Annotated in this window: 21 protein-coding genes; 11 read left to right on the forward strand and 10 right to left on the reverse strand. The window is 58.7% G+C overall.

Annotated features, from left to right (window positions below; translation table 11 throughout):
- Positions 1-223: 223 nt before the first annotated feature.
- On the forward strand, positions 224-1,843 hold the full coding sequence (locus DWX63_RS01550; protein WP_117842598.1) for a potassium/proton antiporter: 1,620 nt from the start codon (positions 224-226) through the stop codon (positions 1,841-1,843).
- A gap of 113 nt (positions 1,844-1,956) precedes the next feature.
- Here the strand turns inward: DWX63_RS01550 and DWX63_RS01555 are convergent, their stop codons facing one another.
- Entirely contained in the window at positions 1,957-5,649 is a 3,693-nt protein-coding gene (locus DWX63_RS01555) for a DEAD/DEAH box helicase (RefSeq protein ID WP_117842599.1), read from the reverse strand.
- A 140-nt stretch (positions 5,650-5,789) separates the two neighbouring features.
- Between DWX63_RS01555 and DWX63_RS11190 the strand changes: the two genes are divergently transcribed.
- A complete protein-coding gene (locus tag DWX63_RS11190; protein ID WP_158559584.1) occupies positions 5,790-5,936 on the forward strand; it encodes a hypothetical protein in 147 nt (48 codons plus the stop codon).
- Positions 5,937-5,939: 3 nt separating this feature from the next.
- Here the strand turns inward: DWX63_RS11190 and DWX63_RS01560 are convergent, their stop codons facing one another.
- From DWX63_RS01560 to DWX63_RS01575, 4 genes are all read right to left on the reverse strand, one after another.
- Positions 5,940-6,869: a DUF4268 domain-containing protein gene (locus DWX63_RS01560; protein ID WP_117842600.1), complete on the reverse strand. Its 930-nt coding sequence runs from the start codon at positions 6,867-6,869 to the stop codon at positions 5,940-5,942.
- Between the two features lie 55 nt (positions 6,870-6,924).
- Positions 6,925-8,058 (reverse strand): hypothetical protein, encoded by a 1,134-nt coding sequence (locus DWX63_RS01565; protein ID WP_117842601.1) that lies wholly within the window; start codon positions 8,056-8,058, stop codon positions 6,925-6,927.
- A 9-nt stretch (positions 8,059-8,067) separates the two neighbouring features.
- Positions 8,068-8,895: a hypothetical protein gene (locus tag DWX63_RS11365; RefSeq protein ID WP_199411061.1), complete on the reverse strand. Its 828-nt coding sequence runs from the start codon at positions 8,893-8,895 to the stop codon at positions 8,068-8,070.
- 133 nt (positions 8,896-9,028) lie between these two features.
- The gene (locus tag DWX63_RS01575; RefSeq protein ID WP_117842602.1) at positions 9,029-9,361 is read right to left on the reverse strand and encodes a hypothetical protein; all 333 of its coding nucleotides are present in this window, start codon (positions 9,359-9,361) and stop codon (positions 9,029-9,031) included.
- 129 nt (positions 9,362-9,490) lie between these two features.
- Between DWX63_RS01575 and DWX63_RS01580 the strand changes: the two genes are divergently transcribed.
- From DWX63_RS01580 to DWX63_RS01595, 4 genes are all read left to right on the forward strand, one after another.
- Positions 9,491-9,793, forward strand: coding sequence for a type II toxin-antitoxin system Phd/YefM family antitoxin (locus DWX63_RS01580; protein ID WP_158559585.1), 303 nt, complete (start codon positions 9,491-9,493; stop codon positions 9,791-9,793).
- Complete coding sequence (locus tag DWX63_RS01585; protein WP_158559586.1) at positions 9,780-10,130, forward strand: type II toxin-antitoxin system RelE/ParE family toxin; 351 nt, start codon at positions 9,780-9,782, stop codon at positions 10,128-10,130. The genes DWX63_RS01580 and DWX63_RS01585 overlap by 14 nt, the downstream gene beginning before the upstream one ends.
- Positions 10,131-10,258: 128 nt before the next feature.
- Entirely contained in the window at positions 10,259-11,383 is a 1,125-nt protein-coding gene (gene serC / locus DWX63_RS01590) for a 3-phosphoserine/phosphohydroxythreonine transaminase (protein ID WP_117842605.1), read from the forward strand.
- A 72-nt stretch (positions 11,384-11,455) separates the two neighbouring features.
- Positions 11,456-12,619: a phosphoglycerate dehydrogenase gene (locus DWX63_RS01595; protein ID WP_117842606.1), complete on the forward strand. Its 1,164-nt coding sequence runs from the start codon at positions 11,456-11,458 to the stop codon at positions 12,617-12,619.
- 347 nt (positions 12,620-12,966) lie between these two features.
- Here DWX63_RS01595 and DWX63_RS01600 read toward each other — a convergent pair whose 3' ends face one another.
- The gene (locus DWX63_RS01600; RefSeq protein WP_117842607.1) at positions 12,967-14,016 is read right to left on the reverse strand and encodes a hypothetical protein; all 1,050 of its coding nucleotides are present in this window, start codon (positions 14,014-14,016) and stop codon (positions 12,967-12,969) included.
- Positions 14,017-14,170: 154 nt separating this feature from the next.
- Here DWX63_RS01600 and DWX63_RS01605 point away from each other — a divergent pair, with 154 nt between their 5' ends.
- Complete coding sequence (locus DWX63_RS01605) at positions 14,171-15,391, forward strand: M20 family metallopeptidase (protein WP_117842608.1); 1,221 nt, start codon at positions 14,171-14,173, stop codon at positions 15,389-15,391.
- Positions 15,392-15,431: 40 nt separating this feature from the next.
- Positions 15,432-16,121, forward strand: a complete 690-nt coding sequence (locus DWX63_RS01610) for a DUF1015 family protein (protein WP_117637782.1) — start codon at positions 15,432-15,434, stop codon at positions 16,119-16,121.
- Between the two features lie 129 nt (positions 16,122-16,250).
- Here DWX63_RS01610 and DWX63_RS01615 read toward each other — a convergent pair whose 3' ends face one another.
- From DWX63_RS01615 to DWX63_RS01625, 3 genes are all read right to left on the reverse strand, one after another.
- Positions 16,251-16,886, reverse strand: coding sequence for a histidine phosphatase family protein (locus tag DWX63_RS01615; protein ID WP_117563979.1), 636 nt, complete (start codon positions 16,884-16,886; stop codon positions 16,251-16,253).
- A 17-nt stretch (positions 16,887-16,903) separates the two neighbouring features.
- Positions 16,904-17,446, reverse strand: coding sequence for a histidine phosphatase family protein (locus tag DWX63_RS01620; RefSeq protein WP_055252053.1), 543 nt, complete (start codon positions 17,444-17,446; stop codon positions 16,904-16,906).
- Positions 17,447-17,528: 82 nt separating this feature from the next.
- Positions 17,529-18,200: a nitroreductase family protein gene (locus tag DWX63_RS01625; protein ID WP_158559587.1), complete on the reverse strand. Its 672-nt coding sequence runs from the start codon at positions 18,198-18,200 to the stop codon at positions 17,529-17,531.
- Positions 18,201-18,435: 235 nt separating this feature from the next.
- Between DWX63_RS01625 and DWX63_RS01630 the strand changes: the two genes are divergently transcribed.
- Complete coding sequence (locus tag DWX63_RS01630) at positions 18,436-19,038, forward strand: HdeD family acid-resistance protein (RefSeq protein ID WP_117797862.1); 603 nt, start codon at positions 18,436-18,438, stop codon at positions 19,036-19,038.
- Positions 19,039-19,521 (forward strand): DUF188 domain-containing protein, encoded by a 483-nt coding sequence (locus tag DWX63_RS01635; protein WP_055252057.1) that lies wholly within the window; start codon positions 19,039-19,041, stop codon positions 19,519-19,521. It begins immediately after the preceding gene.
- A 132-nt stretch (positions 19,522-19,653) separates the two neighbouring features.
- On the opposite strand, the gene DWX63_RS01640 is transcribed toward DWX63_RS01635, so the two are convergent.
- A complete protein-coding gene (locus DWX63_RS01640) occupies positions 19,654-20,742 on the reverse strand; it encodes a putative manganese transporter (RefSeq protein ID WP_117842610.1) in 1,089 nt (362 codons plus the stop codon).
- 171 nt (positions 20,743-20,913) lie between these two features.
- Between DWX63_RS01640 and DWX63_RS01645 the strand changes: the two genes are divergently transcribed.
- Positions 20,914-21,882: a 3'-5' exonuclease gene (locus tag DWX63_RS01645; RefSeq protein ID WP_117766893.1), complete on the forward strand. Its 969-nt coding sequence runs from the start codon at positions 20,914-20,916 to the stop codon at positions 21,880-21,882.
- Positions 21,883-22,031: the final 149 nt, after the last annotated feature.

A 22,031-nucleotide genomic window follows, 5' to 3' on the forward strand; every position in this document is an offset into this window, starting at 1 on the left:
CCCGGCGCCGCAACTAAAACTTCAAGTTGAACTTAAACGTTACCCATTGTACTCCGTTGCAATAAAGCTGGAAAGGGTTTCCGAGCAGAGGCAAAGACGGCAGCCGTCTATGACGATATCGCGCACGCCCGCAATCCAACCCCATAAACCCACCATCTTTGGGTACAAATAACCGCAGACAACTAACCGTGCCACGCCAACCACCCAGGAGCGGACACCATCCATGAACCAGATCCTTCTTTTTATCGGCCTCGTCATCATTTTGTGCCTGACCATCAAACCCATTGGCAAAAAGCTCCCCTTCCCCACCCTGCTTATCTTTATCGCGCTCGGCATGCTGTTGGGCGTCAACGGCCCGGCGCATATCGACTTTAGCGACTACGCACTCACCGAAACCGTCTGCAGCACGGCGCTATTGTTCATCATGTTCTACGGCGGCTTTAACACCAACATAGACCGCGCCAAGCCCGTCGCCGCGCCGGCGGTGCTGCTGAGCACGCTCGGCGTCGTCATCACCGCAGACATCACCGGCGTGTTCGCCCACTTTGTGCTGGGCTTCGACTGGATCGGCGGCCTGCTGCTGGGCTCGGTCGTGGCGTCGACCGACGCGGCGAGCGTCTTTAGCGTGCTGCGCGAGCACAACCTGTCGCTAAAGGGCGGCACCGACTCGCTGCTCGAGGTCGAATCGGGCTCCAACGACCCCGTCGCCTACATGCTCACCGCGGTACTCGCCACCCTCGCGGCGGGTGGCAACATCGACATTCCCGTGCTGCTGGCCAAGCAGATCATCCTGGGCGTGGGGCTGGGCCTTGCCATCGGCTGGATATCCAGCCGCCTGATTGAGCGCGCACACGCAACGGCCGAGGGCGCGCAGACTATCTTTTTGTTCGCCGTGGCGATCGTCGCCTACGCACTGCCGAGCTACCTGGGCGGCAACGGCTTTTTGGCCGTATACCTGGCAGGCATTGTGCTGGGCGCGAGCGACATCACCGGCAAGGTCGAGATGGCGCACTTCTTTGACACCCTTACCGAGATGGCCGAGATGACGATCTTCTTCTTGCTCGGCCTGCTCGTCACGCCCGCGCGCCTGCCGCAAATGCTGCTACCCGGCCTTGCGCTCATGGCGTTTATGCTCTTTGCGAGCCGCCCCATCGCCGTCGGTCTGCTGCTGGCGCCCTTTAAGACGAACCCTCGCCAGGTAGCGCTCATAAGCTGGGCGGGTCTGCGCGGCGCGGCTTCGGTCGTATTTAGCCTCTTTGCCGTGGTGGCCGGCGTTCCCGGCGGTCACGACCTGTTTGACCTGGTGTTTGTGATTGCCGTGTCGAGCATTGTGGTGCAGGGCTCGTTGCTGCCGGCGGTGGCAAAGAAGCTCGACATGATCGATGCGGCCGGCGACGTGCGCCGCACCTTTAATGACTACCGCGACGAGGACGGCATGTCGTTCGTCAAGCTCAAGGTGGGAGCGGGACACCCGTTTGCCGGTCGCTCACTCGCCGATATTGGCAGCGCAACGGACATGCTTGTGGTCCTGGTGCTGCGCAATGGCGCACGCCCCGTGCTGCCCAACGGCGATACCGTCATTGAGGAAGGCGACCTTCTGGTAATGGCCGCGCATACGTTTGAAGATCGTGCCGAGGTTACGCTACGTGCGGTCACCGTGACTCCCCACGGTCGCCTGGCCGGCCAGCGTCTGCGCGACGTGCCGCAGGGCAAGCACCCGTTCATTGTGGTGATGCTCAAGCGCGAAGGCCAAACAATCATCCCCGATGGCAACACCCTAATATACGCCGGCGACGAAGCCGTCATCGCCACACTGGCGTCGCAGCTGCCAGGGGTTAGCTAATTTGAAAGCCGTCCGATCTCATGCTAAAAATAAGTCGGCACCCTCAAGTGGAGGGACCTCCAAGAGCCGGGGGCTTACCCCCGGCATTTTTATGCATAAAGTCGCCGTAAGCCCTACTTAGTTTCTTTAGGAGCGTTTGCGATTACGTCGGCAATAGCCTCTATTCCCCCTCCTTGACCCAATATGAAGCACTTCCAGTCGATGTCCTGGGTGTGGGCAAACTCATCGGCGCGCGAGTTGTTAAACAGCATCACGCGGCTTTTCTTCCACAGCAAGGCGGGATGAAGCTTAAAGTCGGTGCTCTCGATACAGACCACCGCGTCTTTGCAAGGCATCTCTAGCTTGCTGCTCTTGACCAACTCTTTCAGCTTTTGGATGTCGGTGATCTCCTGACCCACAGAACAGCTGTTGAGCAGGTCCTTCCACACGCGGAAGTACGGCTTGCCCTCATAGGAAGCCCCTTCAGCCACGACGGATGTCGATAGACCGGTAGGCCGCTTAGCAACCGCATGTCTAACCTTGGGAGCCGCCTTGGCAGACTCGTCCACCGGCTTCTCATCGATGCCCAGAACCTGAGCAACGTAGTCGTCATTGCCCAGGAAATACTCCTCGACCACATCCCATCGCTCGGAATCACTCATCGTGGAGCAGAAGAAGCCCCTAATAACCTTGGACGAATACTCGTGGCGATCGTTAAGCTCGCGCAGCACGCCGTTGGAATATCTGCCGTCCGAAGCCAACGCTTTGACCTTCGAGGCATCGTTGAGACGAATGAAGATCTCCGGATTGTCGCCACCCTTTACCGTGTACGTGGCAATCTTGAGAATCTCCAGGATCTCGGCCAGCGCATAGCGAGCGTCGAGCGCCTTGTTGTCCAGATAACGCCTGCAATGCTTGCTACCCTCGGGAGACTGCAACCTTCCAAGCGTCTGGGTCAGATTGCTCATGGCCGCCTGAAGCTCGCGCCCGATTACGCCATAGCGAACATCCTGCACGCGGCTATAGGTATTCCTCGAAGACTTTTTGAATCGTTTGATGCACTTAAAGGACCGGTCGGATCCAAAGTGCCCGCCGCTATCGACCGGGCGGACAAACGCATTCAACAGCGCAGACGGCTTCTTAACCTCCAGAGACGTCCCCTCAAGCTGATGGGCAAGCTCTTTCGTAAACTCCTTCTCCGAAAAATCGCCCTCACGTGCCAAGCTCATAAACGTCTTGTGCAGCGCCTCGGCAAATGCAGACAGCGTCGACGTCGCCTCATCAAACGGCATGGAGTAATTGACGTCGAGCGCCAGGCGGTTCGAAAGCGCGGGCTCCCCCGTCGGCGAGCAAATCTTGCCTGTGAACAGTTGGCGCTTAAAATCGGCAAAGGTCAGCTCGCTAAACTCGTTGGCCCACATGTCGCCAACGTTGAGCTCATAGATTGCACCCATGTCCGAGATCTTGACGGCATGCTGCCCCGCGCGATTCTCGTAGCGCGTATGGGCCTCGCTGATCTTTCGCAAATACTTGCCGTAGGACGTGGTAAAGCTACGCTCGGCAGCCTGCTCAATGCAAACAAACTGCTTGGTATACGACACCTTGGGGCGCACGACGATAACCGGGAAGTTGAACTTATCCTCAAGGTCGCGAGAGATCATCATCAGGGCCGATTTAACGCGATTGGTCTTGCGGTCCTCATCCTTCTCGTTCGTAAACAGGTAGGAGAACGTATTGGGCGATACCAGGAAGTTCTGGCTGCGGTCTTTTTGCGGCGCAGAAGCATAGACCTCGTACAGCTTGGCCATGATCTCTTTAAGCTTCCACTGGCTAAACTTAGAGAGCGCATACAGCGTCTCGGAATAGCGAACATCCTGCATAAAGAAGTCGATGCAGGCCTTGGCCCCCAAGCCGCGCTTGCGACCGCCACGGCCAATTTCCTGAATATAGTCGGACAGATTGCCCGTCGGCGCATAGTGGTACACGGCATCGATGTCATCGATATCGATACCCATGCCAAACGCCTTGGTGCTCACAAGCACCCTGCAGCTACCCGACGCAAACGCGTCCTGAACGATCTTCTTGTACGCGGCATCTTTGCCGCCGTGATAGCCCAAGACCTTAGAATTAGAAACGCTACGTTGATCGATGATCGCATTGACATGACTCTGATAGGGGCAATAGGCAATGGCATGGCGGTCGCCGCGCACGGCCTTATCAATCCACTGCTCGGCGAGGTCGGTTTTTACCTCCTCGATGGGACCGGGCAGCTCGCTTTTGCTTCTCCAGACAATGTCGAAGGAGATGTCGTTACGACGAGGGTTGCCCAGGAACGTCTTGCAGTTGCCAAGCTCCAGGTCGGCAACCGTATGCGAAACAACATCATCGCGCCCGCCGTAGACAGCCGTGGCGGTAAGGCAGAAGATCGGAAAGCTCATACCGTTTTTGCGGAGCTTAGACAGATACGGTCCCAGATACCAGTAGTCTGGGCGGAAATCTTTACCCCAAGAGGTAACGGTATGGACCTCGTCAATGACGACAAGACCGAGCTCGCGGCCGTTGAGAATTGCCTGGATCGAGGACTCCAGCAAGAGTTCCGGAGACAGGTAGATGATGGAGGCCTCGCCGCTTTTAACACGGTCGAGGGATTCAAGCCGCTCACCATAGGGAATGTCCGAATTGATTGCAACGACGTTCTTAACGCCGCGCTTACGCAAGTTAGCGACCTGGTCGATCATTAGGGCCTTCAGCGGCTCAATAACCAGCGTGACCAGCTGATATTTCCGAGCAAGATACAGCGCCGGAATCTGGAACAGAATGGACTTGCCCGCACCCGTGGGCGCCGTTACAAATACATTCCTGTAATCGACGGAGCCCGCATGGGCAGCCTCAGCCTGCTTTACGACAAACTCGGAGATAGCACCCTGAGACACCGTTTCCATCTCGTTGTCAAAGTCGGGGTTCTTGTAAAAACGAAGATTCCTAAACGAGGCGTCCTTGCCCCAGTAACGCTGAAGCACCGAAAGCAGGCGGCCCGACTCCTCGACCTTTTCCTCTTGGTCTTGCTGTGCCACAAAGGAAACGGATAGACCCAGCGCATGGGCAACAGAAGTGACCGCCTCCAGAGCGGGCCTATAGCTCTCAAGTTCCCGAGCGTTCACCAAAACAGAAGCAGGACCAGCCGTACCACCTAGCAAGCCCAGACGATATTCCAAAAACGCAGCCGACGAAACAGGGACGATGCCCTCAGAAATTGACGAAGCATTACCCAGCGCAAAAGAAGCGCAATCAAACAGATCGATGACTTCCCACTCGGAAAACTCATCCGGAATAATCGGCGTTACAAGGTGCGCACTTCCAACCTTTACCGACTTGGCATAGTACTTAGAAAGTCCCGTCGTATCGGGTGTCATATCGTCAAAAGATGACTCAAAGCCATCGAGCAGATCTGGATCAACGGGAGAAGGAACGCCCTCGCCATCAAGGAACAAGTTGTTCTGCACAACAACGATCTTGCCATCGAACAGCTCGTTAATCGTCCCGCGCAGCTCTAGAAGCTGCTCAAATAACATCAAGACTGGGCCATCTGCCGAAAGAATCTGAGCCACGGCCATCCTCTTTTGCCGAGCAAATTCGGACGGAGAAAAGAACGGGGTCGATTCGCCAGCAGCAACGCCCGGGATCGAGCGCTCATTGCATGTCAGAGTTTTGGCAAGACGAGAGGTCAGTCCGCAAAAAGCAAAAATGGTTGGTTGCGAACAGCCCTCCAGAAGCTCGTCGATTTTATTACCAATGGCAAACCCATTACCGTTATAGCGCTCTGCCATTATCTCCTCCTCCAACCAAATACTGCTTCAACTTAGCCCACTGACCGCTCGCGTTTGTTGAGCAACAAATGCGAGCGGTCAGTATTAGACTGTGACCGTAAAATTGAAGGATTGTTGCCCCCGACGAGCGCCTGTTCGCCGTGATCAAACGCTTCCTGGCGCTTGGCGAGCCGGTAGACGCACCAGCGAAAAAAGAACCGCAAACGAAGGCGCCCTCGGCTGTGCCGAAGACGCCTGAAGCCGGCGCCGATGGCGACACCAGCATCTTCGGGATGGGGCGCGGTTAGCGACTAGAGGCCCAGCTCGACGATGACCCGCCTCATAGTGAGTGCCCATTCAAGTTGTTGGTCGATGAAGCTGGGCCAAGCGGCCTCGTTGCCCTTGATCTTGCAGCCGTCTTTGTAGAAGCGAAGCCCCGACGCCTTCTTGGCGTCAAAAGGCGTGGCCACAAGGCCGAGACGCTCTTCAAACAAACAGGTGTTGTCGATGGCCTTGTGGCCGATCTCCTTGTCGTCGGGCGCGTAAAACTCGATGCCGATTCTGCCGTGTTGTGTGTCTATAAGCAGCGCGATGTGGTAGGCAGACGTACCGCAGCGCAACGTGGTCCAATGGTCTTTCGAGGGCTTCTGCGGGTTGAACGCTTTCAGAAACTCAGGCGTCGCCTGGGCAACCTCGCGATACTTGGTCCAGTACGATAGCTTGACGCGCTCGGTCTCGGAGAGGCCCTCGCTGAGTCTGATGGCCTTCGTCCACTCGTTCGGCTGCTCGACCACGTTGAAACGCGGAGCGGGCAGGGAGTCTCCGATGGACCAAAGCTCTATCTCCACTAGAAAGAACCCGAAATCGTTATCGGTGTGCTGGTTGAGCCACTCAATGGCCTGACGGTGCTCGTCGCGTGCGCGTGCCACAACCCACACAACAACCTCGGCGCCCTTGCCGGCGGCGTAAGTGATTACTTTGCCTAGGTGGTCGTGGTTGGTGTCCTCGAGCTGGTTCTCGATGATCACCTTGCGTCCGGTGCCGGCTTCCTGAGCATAGATGTCGACGTTGAACGAACCCACCGACGACTCAGTCTCTATAAGCTCGAGCTCAATGCCGACTGCGGAGCTCAATATGGCAAGATTGGGCTCCTCGGAGAGCCATTTGGTGAAATCGAGAGCCTCATGGGGCCATACATCGCGCAGCTCTACTTTCTTGAGTTTATCGAGGTTGTATTTCATCGAGACCCCCATCGGATTACGATTAACCAATATTTTGCCCTAGAGTCAAAGCGACTTACGCGTTGCCGATACTCCAGCGCTTCCCCCATTGCTCAGTGCGAAGGTTCCTCTCGGATGGATCCATTTTAAGGAGAATTTCGAGGACATCGCTTGGCTCAACCCGACTCCTTTTATGTTTCAAGATGTCCTTCACTGAATCGTAGGTAAGTTGAACTGGCGTCGTCGCAGCAAAGGGTTTTGCCTTCCGCGCCAGATTGAGCGCTTCGGCGGCTCCGCAAATCGCGTTGTTGAACAACTCGAAGGGGTCCATCAGCTCGGACGTGTTTTCGACCAGATAATCAACGCTGTCGTTTCCGGCACCGAACTCAACCTCTCCTTGTCTATCCTGCTTGCCGAAAGGCGTTTCTTTTCCAAGGCCTAAATATGGTGTCTGGATAATGCCTTGTCGAGCAGCGCTCGTTTCGAACATGCCGTTGTAGCATCTGATAATCGCAGCGTCTCTTACTTCGTCGCCGTAAAGCGGGCAAAACGCAAGCAAGATCCAATCAACGTGAGCCGAGGCTTTCTTGAGAAGCTCATAGGCTTCGCAACTTATTGGAAACTGGCCTGGAGATACCCTGGTCTCCTTAAATCCATCATTAAGGAACCATTGGCGCAAATCCGTATGGATCTCGATCAGGAATCCAAGCCGGATATCGGCATTGGCGTCAATCTGCGTTATGTTCTCGCGATACGCATCGAGCTTGAACGCATGCCCGCGACCGTTCTTACCGAACAGTCCCGCGTCAAGCGAAGCTCTGATCTCGTCAACGCAGGCGCTTGATTGCTCCCGTATCGCCCGGCTGATCAAATCGCCAAACCCTCGGTAAGCCTCTCCTTCCAAAGCGCCCCTACGAGCTGCATCCTCATGGCGTCTTCGAAACCGCTCTGCATCTGAAGAGAACCTTGCGGACTTAGATTCAACCTTCTTGCCCCTCCCAATATGGTGATCAACTCGGAAGTGCTCTATGCCGACTATTCTTTTTCCGTCTTCGGCTGTGATAAGAATATCGGGCCTGTCGAATAAGCGGATGTCGCCCGACAGTCGGGCGACATTCCGTCTCGCTTCTCCGCCTTTTGCCCTCGCAACTTCCAGCGACTGCTCATAAATCGATAGTTCTGCGTTTTCCTGGTTTTCCTTATGACTCATAAGCGTGGCCTAGCTCATCCTACCCATCACCTCGAGCAGATCCTCATACGTCGCCACGTTGTGGTGGCGCACGTCGTTGGTGCTCATCTCGTTGAAGAGCTTCTTCGCGCAAGCGATCTCGGCGTTTTCCACGCCGGAGAGCTCCATCGTGTCCATGGTGCCCTTGGTCTCGGCGACGAAGAACACGTGGCGCACGCTGCCTTCCTTGAAGGCGATTGTCCAGTCGGGGGCGTGGATTCCGCCGCCTCCAGCAGCCAATGCGTCTCCGCCGAGCCAGGCCATCGCCGCATTCGTCGCGGCAGCGCCTGACAGCGTGGAGATCGTGGCGCCCGTGGAGGCGGTGTCAAAAGTTGCAGCAGCCCACATGGCGGCAGATGGAGCGATGCTTGCAACGGCCATGCCCGCCGCGACGCCGGCACCGGCGCTGGCCGCCGATTTCCGCGCCGAGTCCAGCTCTTCGCGGGCGAAGGCCTCCGACTCCCTGAAGCTTCGCTTCTTGTGGGACACCTCCTCGATACCCTCCACGAATGACTTCGGCGCGTTCGCGATTGAGTTCACCAAGTCGGTAACGAGGTCCAGCAGGTCGATGCTCCTCAACCTAGACTGGTAGAGCTCGATTCCTCCCGATTCCAGATCGGTATAGGTTTGGTTGTAGTCGATAACGGCGAGCTCGTACTCATCCGGTTCTTTTGCCCTTGCGTTCTCGACGCCCCGCTTGACTCCATCTGCGTTTTCCCCTGCTTTGTCTGCAACGGCAGCGACGGCGCCTTGAGCACAGGTGGCCTCAGCCTTCTGTGCTTCTCTAATTGGGTCGAAGCTTTTATCGAAAAAGCCCATCGCCCCTGCCTTTCTCCATTTGCAAACTAAGGACATTATTCCACCAATGGATTTGGTCTTGAACAGCGATCTAGCCACTGATCATTATCTATGCGGAACGCGTTGCCACCCCACGCGGGTTTGGAAACTTAATTCAGTTGCCAATTGAGCCCGTGGCGTTGACGACGGTGCGGGAGCTACTCGTCTGGTAGCTGCAGGTCACAAAGACCCAAGCCTGGGCAAGATTCGCCGGCTCGTCAAAGACGACCTCGCATCGGGACAATTTGTCCCCGAGGTGGGCGTCGAGCTCTGCCACATCAACGAAGTCAGTCCGCTCACCCTCGGCGCTCGCGCCCACCACGTCCACGACGAAGAGCTCAGGCTTGATCGCTTTCTCACGGGTGAAGACCAGAATGGCGCAGTGGCCCTCGGCGAAGCCGCGCAACGAATACCGTGCGAGCGGCGCGAACAAGGTGCCGTCGGACATGTGGTACCCGTAGACGATGACGGGCGGACATTATGTGCCCTACGCGTTCCCAACATCAACGTTAGAAACCCCATCCTCCGCTATAATCAACATAGAGTTATACATATGATTCTATGTAAGGACTTTCATATGCCTGTCGTAAAGCCTATTTCAGATCTGCAACGCAACTTTGGTTCCATAGCAGATAGCTGCCATCAAACCAAAGAGCCCGTCTACCTAACCAAAAACGGGTCGGCGTCGCTTGTCGTCATGGATGCCGAGGCCTATGACGAGCAGACGCGCGCGCTATCCGCCATTCAGGAGCGAGAGGATCGCATTCAGCGTGCTATCACGCGTGGCTACGACGACTTAGTGAACGGTCGTGTGCGGCCTTGGAAACAGGCCAAGGCAGATGCGGATCGCATCAGGGCAGCTCGCCATGAAATTGGATAACGCAGACGTCGAGTTCTACTCGGAGCTCGACGAACTTGATGAGCCTTTTGATGTTGTCATGACTGACGAGGCACTCTATGCCTATGCCGAGATTCCTTCGGAGCGAATCTACGCCAGAATCGGCAACCTCATCGACTTTCTAGCCGAGCATCCTTATTTTGGCGAAGAATACGACCCCTACTATCAGGCGGCCTTTCCGCCCATTGACTGCAGGGTCTTCTTTTGCGCGCACTACGGCGTGTACTACCACGTGGATGTTGAGCAGCGAAACATCAGCATCCTGGCAATCGAGGACCATCGAAAGAACCCTTTGAGCAGATTCAAACTACTCAAGTAGCCTCCCCCATGTAACCATCCTGTAAATCATAGCGGCGCACTCGGGTTTTGCTGTGATTCGGTCGCGCCTGACGCTCCACTGTGCTAAAGTATCCCGAACGTTCAAACGACTACGAGGGGAACTAGAAGATGGCACGTGTGCACAACTTCTCAGCTGGCCCGGCCGCGCTGCCTACAAGCGTGCTCGCCGAGATCGCCGACGAGATGATGGACTACCGCGGTTGCGGCATGTCCGTACTCGAGATGAGCCATCGATCTAGCATGTACCAGCAGATTATCAACGACGCCGAGGCAACCCTGCGCCGTCTGCTGAGCATCCCCGACAACTACCGCGTCCTGTTTTTGCAGGGCGGCGCCACGCTGCAGTTTGCGGGCATCCCCATGAACCTCATGCGCCGCGGCCGCGCCGGCTACGTCGTGACCGGCAACTTTGCCAACAAGGCGTACAAGGAGGCCGCCAAGTACGGCGAGGCCGTGCTGCTCGCGAGCTCCGAAGACACCAACTTCGACCGCATCCCCGACATGGCCGACATCAACGCGCGTATTGCCGCCGAGGCCACGGGCGACGGGCTCGACTACGTCTACATCTGCCAGAACAACACCATCTTCGGCACCATGTACCACGAGCTGCCCAACTGTGGCGATGTGCCGCTGGTCGCCGATGTCTCGAGCTGCTTTCTGTCGCAGCCGCTCGACGTTGAGCGCTACGGGCTCATTTACGCCGGTGCGCAGAAAAACGCCGGCGCCGCGGGCGTGACCGTGGTCATCGTGCGCGACAACCTGATCGCCGACGACCCGGCCTTTGCGCAGACGCCGCAGTACCTGAACCTTAAGACCCAAGCCGCCAAGGGCTCCATGCTCAACACGCCCAACACCTTTGGCATCTACGTGTGCGGCAAGGTGTTCCATTGGGTTGAACAGACCGGCGGACTTGCCGCCATGGCCGAGCGCAACTGGGCCAAGGCCAACCTGCTCTACGACCTGCTCGAGAACAGCAAACTATTCCACGGCACCGCACAGACAGACAGTCGCTCCATCGCCAACGTCACGTTCCGTACCGGCGATGCCGACCTCGACGCCGCCTTTGTCGCAGGCGCGGCCGAGCACCAGATTCAAAACGTCAAGGGCCATCGCCTCGTCGGCGGCATGCGCGCCAGCGTGTACAACGCCGTCACCATGGAAGACGTGCAGGCACTGGCCTCGTATGTGAAGGACTTCGAAGCGCAGCATAGTTTGAGTCCGCGATCTAACTAGCCCGCAACGAGCGGGCCGACCAGCCACTTCAAACCACCCTGCTTAGATCAAAACCTGCTAAGGAGTTTTTCCATGCGTAAGATTAAGACCATCGACGACATCACTAAAGACGGCAAAGTCGAGTTTGGCGAGGGCTACGAGTTTGTAAGCACCGCCGAGGAGGCCGACGCCATCCTGATGCGCTCGACCGACCTGCACGGCTACGAGCTGCCCGAGGGCATTCGCGCCATCGCCCGCTGCGGCGCCGGCGTCAACAACATTCCCGTCGAGGAGTACGCCAAGAAGGGCGTCGTTGTCTTTAACTCCCCCGGCGCCAACAGCAACGCCGTCAAGGAGCTCGTCCTGGGCATGCTGGTGCTTTCGAGCCGCGGCGTGGTGCAGTCGATGAACTGGGTGCGCGACAACGCCGACGACCCCGATATCCAAGTCGACGCCGAGAAGGCCAAGAAGGCCTTTGTGGGTCGCGAGCTCAAGGGCAAGCGCATTGGCGTCATCGGCCTGGGCAACGTGGGCTCCAAGGTCGCCAACGCCTGTGTCGATCTGGGCATGGACGTCTACGGCTACGACCCGTTCATTTCCGTCGAGCACGCGTGGGTGCTGAGCCGCGAGGTGCAGCGCGTGGGCACGCTCGAGGATCTGTGCCGCGGCTGCGACTACCTCACCGTGCACGTGCCCAGCAAGGCCGACACCATCGGTATGATCAGCACCGAGCAGATTAACCTGCTGGCGCCCGACGCCGTGCTCATCAACTACGCGCGCGAGACCATCATTGACGAGGACGCCGTCGACGCCGCCCTGCGCGCGGGCAAGCTCAGCTGGTTTAGCTGCGACTTTGCCACGCCCAAGACCGTCAAGATGCCCAACACGTTTATCACCACGCATTCGGGCGCCGGCACCGGCGAGGCCGAGGCCAACTGCGCCGACATGGCCATCAGCGAGCTCAAGGATTACCTGGAAAACGGCAACATCGCGCACAGCGTCAACTACCCCGCCTGCAGCATGGGCAAGGCGCGCGCCGCAAGCCGCATTGCCTGCCTGCATGCCAACGTGCCCAACATGATCGGCCAGATCACGGCCATTCTCGCCAAGGACAACGCCAACGTGCAGCGCATGACCAACGAGTCCGCTGGCGAGAACGCCTACACCATGTTCGACACCGATGAGCACCTGGACGGCAGCACGATCGAGGCACTTAAGCAAATTCCGTCGATGTATCGTGTGCGCGTGATTAAATAGCGCCGGCGCCAATCCTGCCAGACAGACCACGAAGCCCATTCGGCCCCCGTTTTCACGAAACGGGGGCCGATTTTGTTGCTCCGGACGACTTTAAAATGATACCCAGAACAAGTTTTTTCAGATAATCGATAGTGAGGCTCAAGTCGCTAAGCACACCCGCTTTGATAAACAGCTTTATCAGGGACTTTAGTAGGTAAAAATCGATCTCTATGTGCCGAATGTAAGTTGACTGTCCATTTTCCGAAACAACTTATTCTAGATAGCATTTTTAAGGCCCCTCCAAGGCGAAATATAAGTCTTTTTGTGACCAAAACTCTAGTCCGCGCGACCGTTTTCCACCCGCGCGGCTACATTCCTGCCCAATCGATAAAAATCTCCTCACGAAGCCGCCGTTCGAGCTCCTGCTGTCGCGGCGTCTTGTCTTTCAGCGGCACATCGAGATAGGACATGATGAGCTCCATCACCACGCGGAAGGCATCGGAGTCGGCCAGCTGACCATAGGTCATCAGAATGACGGGATATCCCATCGCTTGCAGCGCCGTCGTTCGATCGGAGTCCGAAATCTTGGATTCAATGGATCCGTGAATGGCTTTACCTTGGCATTCAACCAGACACTCTCGACTGCCGTCCTTATTTGCCAGCAGGATATCGGCATAGCGCCTATCAAGCCCCGAAATCAGGCGGGCGCTGCGCGTCATACGAATCTCAACGTTATTGGTAAGGCGCAGCCCTTCGCCGCCGCGCAACCTCGTAAGGCCAAACAGCATCGAAGCCTGGACCTCAAGCGGCGATGCCGCCACCCCCGTAATGCATTTCGCGGCACGTGTAAACGATTTAGCGCCGCGGAGCCCCCGGATCTTATCGGCGAACTCTGTAAGTTCAGAGAACTCGATCAAGGGCGGTCGTTTCCACAGGTCCGTTGGATTCCCCGAGACATCCTTTACATTTTCCCAACCCAACCGTGCGTCACCCCACCGGTCCCCATATGCCTGCACAAGTGCCGACTTTACCTGAGGCGCAATCTTGCACACGGCAAAGGTGCCGCACATCTCATACATGCACATGATTAAACGCTCGTTTGAGACCGAGGAAGCCAGGGTCAGCAGGGTAAAGAGCGGGGACGCGACATCGAGGCCAAACTCTGTCTGTCGCATGGAATCAAACGGCCTCTCCCCGTTCCAAACATGCCTGACAATGCGATCGCCCTTACGTCCGCAGCTGCCCTGCGCCAACACGTGTAACGGGGTGCCCAGGAAATGCGTGACGAGCGGATGCTCACATAGGTGCTCCCTGCGCGGATCGTCTACAGAATCAGGCAGGTCCGGCATTATTGCCAAGACCTGTGGGGGTATCCGGTGATACCGAAAGGCAGATATGTCGCACAGCATGTCGTCCATGAAGGGTACGTACCCGCTGCGTCGCTTGTGAACCCGCTCGGACGGCAAACGCACTGGCTCGGCCTGCGAACGGTAAATACTGCCACGCCCACGTCGCGGATCTCTCAGGAGGCTTACAATCGGTTTGGAAAGCAAACTGATTGTGAGGTTGCATATGGTTGATGAGGACTTTGCCTGGCGGCTTGCGCAGGAGCTTGTGCGGATCGAAAGCTCAGACCCGGGCGCGTATGAGGACGAGATCGAGCGCTTCATTAAGAGGCTCATTGAGCAGCAGCTGGCACAACTTGATAGTTCTGCGCTCGATGCCGTGCAGATTGAGGAGCTCGAAGTGCTGCCCGGGCGCCGCAACCTTAAAGTCACCGTGCCGGGCCAAAGCGACGAGCCGCGGCTGATCTATATCTGCCACATGGATACCGTCACCTTGGGCGATGGCTGGGACGCAGACATCGCACCGCTTGGGGCGGTTGTGCGCGACGATAAACTCTATGGCCGCGGTGCCTGCGATATGAAGGGTGGCCTGGCCTGCGCCATTGCCGCACTGGTCCATACGCTCGAACGCGTGGCGGCGGATGGCGCGCTGCCACGCCGCGGCTTTTCGCTCATCTGCTCGGTCGACGAGGAAGACTTCATGCGCGGCTCAGAGGCCGCGATCGATGCTGGCTGGGTCGGCTCGCGCGAATGGGTGCTGGACACCGAACCCACCGACGGACAGATCCAGGTGGCGCACAAGGGTCGCACGTGGTTCGAGATTGAAATGGCTGGCGTGACGGCGCATGCGAGCCAGCCTTGGAAGGGCGCGGATGCCGTCGCCGCCATGGCCGAGGTCGTGTGTTCGCTTCGTCGCGCGTTTGCGGCGCTGCCCGCGCACGATGAGCTGGGGCCTTCGACCATCACGTTTGGCCAAATCGAGGGCGGATATCGCCCCTACGTCGTACCCGACCGCGCCAAAGTTTGGGTCGACATGCGCCTGACCCCGCCGACCGATACGGCCGCCGCAATCAATATGGTCGAGCATGCCATCGCCGTCGCCGAAGCCGCGGTCCCAGGCTGCCATGGCAGCTACACCGTGACGGGCGACCGCCCCGCCATCGAGCGCGATCCGGTCTCTCCCCTTCTAGCTGCACTCAAGTGCGCAGCAGACGATGTAACGGGCACGGATACGACCGTCGGCTTCTTTACCGGCTACACCGACACTGCCGTCATTGCCGGCAAGACGGGTAACCGTAACTGCATGAGCTATGGCCCAGGCTCGCTCGCGCTCGCCCACAAGCCCAACGAATATGTGCCCCACGCCGACATCGTTCGTTGTCAGCAGGTGCTAATCGCGCTCGCCGATAACGTGCTCTGGGACGCGAGCGGCCAAGTTGGGGCATAATAAGCCGCGAACAAACCGACTCGTGCGTTAGGACCGCCCCATGAAAGCACTTCCGTTTCCCTGCATCCGCCCGGCTCAGGACCGCGTGCTCGAGGCACTGCCTGCAATGGGCAGCATCCTGAGCGGCAACGATGCTCTGCGCGGAGCCATTGCCGATGGTCTGATGCTCAAGGATCCAGGCGCGGCGTATTACGTGTACGAATGCTCGGGTGAGCCGGGACGCGTGACGGGTGTCGTGGCGATTTGCCCGGTTAACGTGCTGACGGGCGGCGACGAGGCTGCCGCCGAGAGCATCGACGCACTCGCCACCGCGCGCGCGATCGCCGAGCTCAAGGTGCAGCCGCGCCCCGTGTCGCTCGCCTACGAGGCGTCGCCCGTCATGGATATCATTTTGAGCGCTGCCAAAGAGGGCGCATCGCTCTACGCCGTCACCGATCCCGCGGGCGTCACACATCGCGTGTGGGAGGTCAAGCGCGAGGACGCCGTTGCCGCCATCCGTGCCATGCTCGATCAGGCGCCCGACCCGGTGTTCGCCGGTGACTCCGCCTATGTCGCCGCACTGGCTGGGGCATCGCAGATTCTGGCCGACGAGGCCCGCGCTGCCGGCGCCTACTCTGGCAAAGAGCCGTTCAACTTTGCTGTAGCCGTGCTGTTCCCCGCCGCGCAGGTCAGCGGCAGCGCGCCGCAGGTTCCGACGGGTCTGCTCACTCACCAGGTCTCACGGTTCTAGCGAACTCAAACGCTAAGCTGGAAAACCCAGCATCCAAACAAACAAGGGGCGGAGATGCAGCAAACGCATGCACCTCCGCCCTTTTCGCATCAAACAATTACGCCGGTAAACCGGGCCGCAACGTCAGCGTTATCCACGCTGCGGACCTGCCGCCGCCACGAGCGGCTCTAGCCCCAGCTCGCGCGCGTAGTCTTCCTGCGTAAAGACTTCGACCAGTTCAAACGTATCGGCCGCATCGTCAAACGCAAAATGCAGCACTGAGCAGTTGCCCGGCACGCGTTCGCGCTCGTCAGCCGCCGCGCCCCGCACGTGGTCCAAAAACTCCTTGATAGCTGAGCCATGACTTACCGCGAGCACGCACGTATGGTCCGGACGCTGCATAAGATCGGTCAGCGTCGCCACCATGCGCGTGCGCACCTGGATCTGGCCCTCGCCGCCAAACTGCCGATAGAAGTCGCGCCACGGGCGCTCGGGCATAAGCATCACGCGCTCGGCCTCAAAGTCGCCAAAGAACCACTCACGCAGGCCGTCCAGGCGCTCGTACGCCAAGCCCGGCCACAAGTTGGCGATAGTCTGCTCGGTGCGATGAAGCGTAGAGGTGTAGGCATGATCGGGCTCAATGCCGCGCGCACGTAAAAACATGCCGGCGCGCGCCGCCTGGTCGCAACCCAACTGCGTAAGCGGCGAGTCACTCCACCCCTGAATGATACGCTTAAGGTTGAATATCGTCTGTCCATGACGGACCAGATACAGATCTTTATTCATAGGGGTCCTTTCGTTCGTTACCAACCCAAGAGCGAAAACGCCCCGTCGCAATAGCCAAAATGAAGCACGGCACCGTTGTCGGGCAGCTCTCCCCCGCCAGTCACATACTCAAGAAACTCCTGGCAGGCTGAGCCGTGGGAAACCGCCAGCACGCAGTCGTGCTGCGGCCGGGCCATAATACGGGACAGCGCCGCGACCATGCGCGACTGAAGCTGCACTTCCGACTCGCCGCCAAAGGCCACCGGATAATCGCCCCAGGGCTGCGGCGGCATCTCGCGATTTGATGTGCCCTCCAGCGAGCCAAAATGCCACTCACGCAGGTCATCGACCAGCTCAATGGAACGGCCCTCGCCAACGATAAGCTCGGCCGTATGCCGCGCCCGGCCCAACGGCGAGGAATACACATGATCAAAGGCCACGCCACGCGCCGCAAACGCCGTACGCGCCGTCAGCGCCTGCTCGCGCCCGCGCGCCGTAAGCGGCGAATCGTGCCAGCCCTGCAAAATGCTCTGCACATTGAGCTCAGTCTGCCCATGCCGCACCAAATACAGATCTGCCACACGCCCTCCCCTCGTACCACCACAAAGGGGACAGGCACCTTTGTGGTGGTTTACCGTCTGATCACGCCGCGGTGACGCTCAGCTACACCAGCACGTCGGCGAGCGAACGCTTGGGTACGTGGTGCACCTGTGCCTCGTCGCGCCAATAATTGATGGAGCCATCGGGGTTGGAATCGATCGCATCGATCACCTGTATCTCGGCCGGAACGCCAAAGGCCATGATCAGCTTGAGCTCATACTTGTCGTTATCGAGCCCCATGGCATCGATCGCATGGGGCGTAAAGGCCTTGAACATGCAGGCTGCCACCTCGGGCGTAGCGCTGCGGGCGGCGAGCATCATCGTCTGCGCGGCAATGCCCGTGTCGACCTCGGTAATGGGAGCGGCAGGCTTGCCCGGAACGGCGCGCTCAGCCAGAATCGCGATGTAGCCGGTCGGGCGCTCGCCCTCGGCAGGACCCGGCCAATCCTTGAGCGCACCGGCCCATGCAAGCTCGTCAAATACACGCGCGCAGTCCTCTGCACCGCTTACCGCATGAAAACGCAGACGCTGAGCATTGGCACCGCAGGGAGCCAGGTGCGCCAGTTCCGCCAGCTCGAGCAAAAACTCGCGCGGCACGCGCATGGACTCGTCAAAGCGACGGCACGTACGGGCACGACGGACCAGCGCATCAAACGCTTCCAGACCGAGCTTTTCGCAGCCCTGCTTTGCCATCGATTCTGCGCTTACCGGCGCTGCGGGAACTGCTTCGTTCATAGGGACCCCCAATTCAAGCCAATTGTCTTTAGGAAAATCTAACCTAAAACGTAGGCAATAACGAACAGGGCTGCAATGTTCTACACCTGTTGAATAGAAAATCGCGACGTGGGGAACAACGGAAACAATTCGGGACCTTTGGGTTACGTTTCGCCCTCCCCGACCCATACGCCAGCGCCTTTAAGCGATACTGGTTGTAACGATCAAGGCTTACGCCGCACGGAAAGGAGACATTATGGGCATCTTTAAGAACGATGACCAAAAATCGAGCCAGTTTGGATTTGACGAGAAAAGCATGGCGGGCAAAGCCGTCAAGGCCGTACGCTGGATCTACGCCATCACGGGCGTCTTAGCACTCATTGCTGGTATCGCGCTGCTTTTTGCACCCGCCAAGTCCCTCGTCTTTTTGACGACCGTCCTGGGTTTTTACTTTGTAATCACTGCTGCCATCAGACTGTTCACTGCCATTTTTGAGCCGCTGCTGCCCACCGGCTGGCGCGTGACGAGCATCATCTCCAACCTACTCATTATCTTGGGCGGCGTCATAATCCTGCGCAACCAGGCCTTCTCGACCGCGACGCTCACCACGATGGTGGTTATCGTGGCCGGCTTTGGCTGGATTGTCGAAGGTGTCATGTCCATTCTGGAGTCCGAGCTTTCGTCCAACCGCGCCCTCGCCATCCTGAGCGGCGCACTTTCCATCATCGCCGGCATGTTCGTGTTTATCTATCCGCTGTGGTCGGCCAAGATGCTCGTCATCTTTAGCGGCGCCGCGCTGCTGGTGTTTGGCGTAACGCTGATAGTTCGCGCTATTCAATTTGGCAAACTGGTGCACTAGATGCCGCGAACGCTCTTTATTGATGCCGACGCCTGCCCGGTCACGCGCGAGTCGATTGACTGCGCGCGGCGGGCGGGCGTCGCCGTTGTTATCGCCGGCAACAGCACGCAAAACCTGGAACGGCACATTCGCCGCGACGACCCGCGCGATGCCGAGCACGCGCGACGCGGCTTTTGGGTCACGACGCTCGACGTGAGCGTGGGCGCCGACAGCGCCGACTTTGCCATTGTCGAACGCCTGCAGGCGGGCGACGTGGTCGTGACGCAGGACATTGGCTTGGCGAGCATGGTGCTCGGGCGCGATGCCGCCGCTATCGGTGTGCGCGGGCGCGTCTACGACAAAGCAACCATCGACATGCAGCTGTTTATTCGCCACGAGGAAAAGAAGGTACGCCGCGCCGGCGGACGCACTCGCGGTCCGGCAGCATTTACCAGCGAAGACCGCGCCCGCTTTAAACGCAACCTCACCGAGTTGCTGCACTAACCAAGGTAGATTTTTGAGACATGCCTAATAATCTACCTTTTTGTTTTGCCGATTGACGCGCATCCAACGCCCAGGTCATGGCGGTGGAATTTATGGCATGTCCTAGTTTTACGGCATGCCCCAAACATCCACTTAGAACCCAAAGGCGGAAAGGATAAGGCCCCAGCCAGCGCCGATGACGTACATCATGATCAGGAACACGACATTTTCGCGGGCGCTGCGGTTGGTGCGGAACAGCACCAGATAACCCACGCCGGCGGAAATGAGCGTGCCGGCGAGCATCGGCGCCAGTTGCAGCGCGCCTTCCAGATACAGCTGTGTAATGACCACGCTCGCCGAGCAATTGGGAATCAGCCCGACAAGCGCCGAACCCAGGACAGCGAGTATCTCGTTGCCGCGCAGGAACTGCTCGATCGCGGACTCGCCGAACGTCTCGAGCACGGCAACCAGAATCAGCGTCACCAGAAAAATGAATACCGAGACCTGCACGGTGTGCGAGATCGCGCTGCGGATGATCGACAGGACAGGCGTCCCTTCGTGGGAGTGGGAGTGACCGTGACCATCATGGTGTTCATGTTCGCCCTCATGACCGTGATCGTGGCCATGTCCGTATTCGTGCTCGTCCTCGTCTTCATCGCAACCGCAATGGTCGCGCTCGCACAACTCGTGGATGTGGTCGGCGCTCACGCCCGCCTCGGCCACCTCGTCGATGATGTCACCGCCAGTGTGGTCGTCGTGCGCGCAATTCACGTGGGCCGGGTTGGCCGCGGTTCCCAGCACGGTGCGGCGAATCGCCGCATGCGCGCGAGCGTTACGACGCAGGCCGCGAATGGCGGCGTCCACGATAAAGCCCGTGACCAGCGCGATCAGTGCCTTCGAAGCCAAAAGCATCGCCATGGTCTGCACGGGCACCTGCTCGGCGAGCAACAGCGGCAGCATCTCATCGGAGGTCGAAAGGAACACCGCCACCAACGTGCCCAAGGTCACGACACGACCGGCGTACAGTGTGGCCGCCATTGCCGAAAAGCCGCACTGCGGCACCATGCCCAGCAGCGAGCCAACCACGGGACCCGTGGCGCCGGCGCGCTTGATGGCCCCGTTAACGCGGTCGCCCGCGACGTGCTCCAAGGTCTCGAGGGCCAGATACGTCACCAACAAAAACGGCACCAGCGACAGCGTGTCCTTGCCGGCGTCGAGCAAAATATCAATCAGCAAATCCATGAAGGATGGAACCTTTCGTGTCTTTCGGCAGCATTGTAAAAGTCCTAGCGGTCAACTAGGGTATTGTAGTTGTCCCGGGCGCGGTGCCAATAGTTGCCCATGGTAAACTATCATCTCGCCACAACTCAGTAACCCCGAGCCGCGCGACGCGGCCCGTCCAAGGAGCAGCCTATGAACGTTTCGCAAGCACTCGAATACGAACGCCAACCGTTTATCCCTATGTTTATCTATGGCGATCACGGCGCCATGGAGTCCGAGCGCCAGAAGGGCGAAGAGGCCCTCAAGGTGCTCGAGACCGAGTACTTTACCGCCGAGGGCGACCCCGGCTTCGACTTTGCCACCGTGCGCGACCTGGCCGACCGCAACCGCGACCTGTGCGACCAGATTGGCGAGGCACGCCTGCGCAACGTGACGCCCGCGACGCTTTCGCGCGGCCTGTCCGATGCTGACACCTGCGCCGCCATCGGCAAGATGCAAAAGCGCACTGCCGCGTCCGTTATGCGCGAAATCCGCGGCGACCGCGACGCGCTCGGCGTGGCCTACGCCCGCAAGCCCATCCAGGGCACCGTGCTCGGTATCGACATCGAGACCACCGGCCGTGCACCCGAGCGCGGCTATATCATCAACGTGGGCTGGGAGATCATGGAGCTCACCAGCGACGCCGTCCCGCATGACGCCGAGGCACACTACTGCGGCCTGCCCGACATCTACCGCGGCGAAGATGTGCCGCTGTCGAATATCCACCACATTACCTGGGACGACATCGACGGCAAAACGCCCTTCCGCGAGAACAAGGAGCTGCAAAAGCAGCTGCTCAAGCTTATGAAGAAGTACCCGTACATGGCGCATAACGCCGCCTTTGAGGACAGCTGGTTCAAGATTCACCTGGACGGTTATGCCGAGGCACGCCGCGCGGGTAAGATCATCGTCATCGACTCGCGCCAGATCTGCCGCAGCCTGGACGCCGACGTGCGCTCGCTCCCCCGCGAGTCCGCCCCCGCCGCGCTCGAGAACTGGGCACGCCGTCGCGGCACCCTCGCGCCCGACGCCAACGAGCAGCATCTGGGTCTGGACGACACCGACCTCATGCTCCGCACGGTACAGGCCGAGTTCAACCTCAAGAACCTATTCGCGAAATAGCAACGCCTGCGACAAACACTACTTGCTCACGAGCGGCCTCGCAGCGGGAAACACCGCAGCGGGGCCGCCCTACGTTCCACAGATAGATCTGCCATCACAAATTCTGAACCCTCATTTTGAACGATTTCGGCCAATTCCCGACACGTAAT

Source organism: Collinsella sp. AF20-14LB (genome assembly GCF_003459505.1).
Classification (GTDB): Bacteria; Actinomycetota; Coriobacteriia; order Coriobacteriales; family Coriobacteriaceae; genus Collinsella.

Excerpts from the sequence above, each read along its gene's own strand:
- DWX63_RS01615 (WP_117563979.1), bottom strand. The coding sequence starts at position 16,886 with ATGAATAAAGATCTGTATCTGGTCCGTCATGGACAGACGATATTCAAC.
- DWX63_RS11365 (WP_199411061.1), bottom strand. The coding sequence starts at position 8,895 with ATGGGCTTTTTCGATAAAAGCTTCGACCCAATTAGAGAAGCACAGAAG.
- DWX63_RS01635 (WP_055252057.1), top strand. The coding sequence starts at position 19,039 with ATGCCGCGAACGCTCTTTATTGATGCCGACGCCTGCCCGGTCACGCGC.
- DWX63_RS01645 (WP_117766893.1), top strand. The coding sequence starts at position 20,914 with ATGAACGTTTCGCAAGCACTCGAATACGAACGCCAACCGTTTATCCCT.
- DWX63_RS01625 (WP_158559587.1), bottom strand. The coding sequence starts at position 18,200 with ATGAACGAAGCAGTTCCCGCAGCGCCGGTAAGCGCAGAATCGATGGCA.
- DWX63_RS01560 (WP_117842600.1), bottom strand. The coding sequence starts at position 6,869 with ATGAAATACAACCTCGATAAACTCAAGAAAGTAGAGCTGCGCGATGTA.
- serC (WP_117842605.1), top strand. The coding sequence starts at position 10,259 with ATGGCACGTGTGCACAACTTCTCAGCTGGCCCGGCCGCGCTGCCTACA.
- DWX63_RS01610 (WP_117637782.1), top strand. The coding sequence starts at position 15,432 with ATGAAAGCACTTCCGTTTCCCTGCATCCGCCCGGCTCAGGACCGCGTG.
- DWX63_RS01595 (WP_117842606.1), top strand. The coding sequence starts at position 11,456 with ATGCGTAAGATTAAGACCATCGACGACATCACTAAAGACGGCAAAGTC.
- DWX63_RS01600 (WP_117842607.1), bottom strand. The coding sequence starts at position 14,016 with ATGGACGACATGCTGTGCGACATATCTGCCTTTCGGTATCACCGGATA.
- DWX63_RS01580 (WP_158559585.1), top strand. The coding sequence starts at position 9,491 with ATGCCTGTCGTAAAGCCTATTTCAGATCTGCAACGCAACTTTGGTTCC.
- DWX63_RS01585 (WP_158559586.1), top strand. The coding sequence starts at position 9,780 with ATGAAATTGGATAACGCAGACGTCGAGTTCTACTCGGAGCTCGACGAA.
- DWX63_RS01630 (WP_117797862.1), top strand. The coding sequence starts at position 18,436 with ATGGGCATCTTTAAGAACGATGACCAAAAATCGAGCCAGTTTGGATTT.
- DWX63_RS01575 (WP_117842602.1), bottom strand. The coding sequence starts at position 9,361 with ATGTCCGACGGCACCTTGTTCGCGCCGCTCGCACGGTATTCGTTGCGC.
- DWX63_RS01555 (WP_117842599.1), bottom strand. The coding sequence starts at position 5,649 with ATGGCAGAGCGCTATAACGGTAATGGGTTTGCCATTGGTAATAAAATC.
- DWX63_RS01550 (WP_117842598.1), top strand. The coding sequence starts at position 224 with ATGAACCAGATCCTTCTTTTTATCGGCCTCGTCATCATTTTGTGCCTG.
- DWX63_RS01605 (WP_117842608.1), top strand. The coding sequence starts at position 14,171 with ATGGTTGATGAGGACTTTGCCTGGCGGCTTGCGCAGGAGCTTGTGCGG.
- DWX63_RS01565 (WP_117842601.1), bottom strand. The coding sequence starts at position 8,058 with ATGAGTCATAAGGAAAACCAGGAAAACGCAGAACTATCGATTTATGAG.
- DWX63_RS01640 (WP_117842610.1), bottom strand. The coding sequence starts at position 20,742 with ATGGATTTGCTGATTGATATTTTGCTCGACGCCGGCAAGGACACGCTG.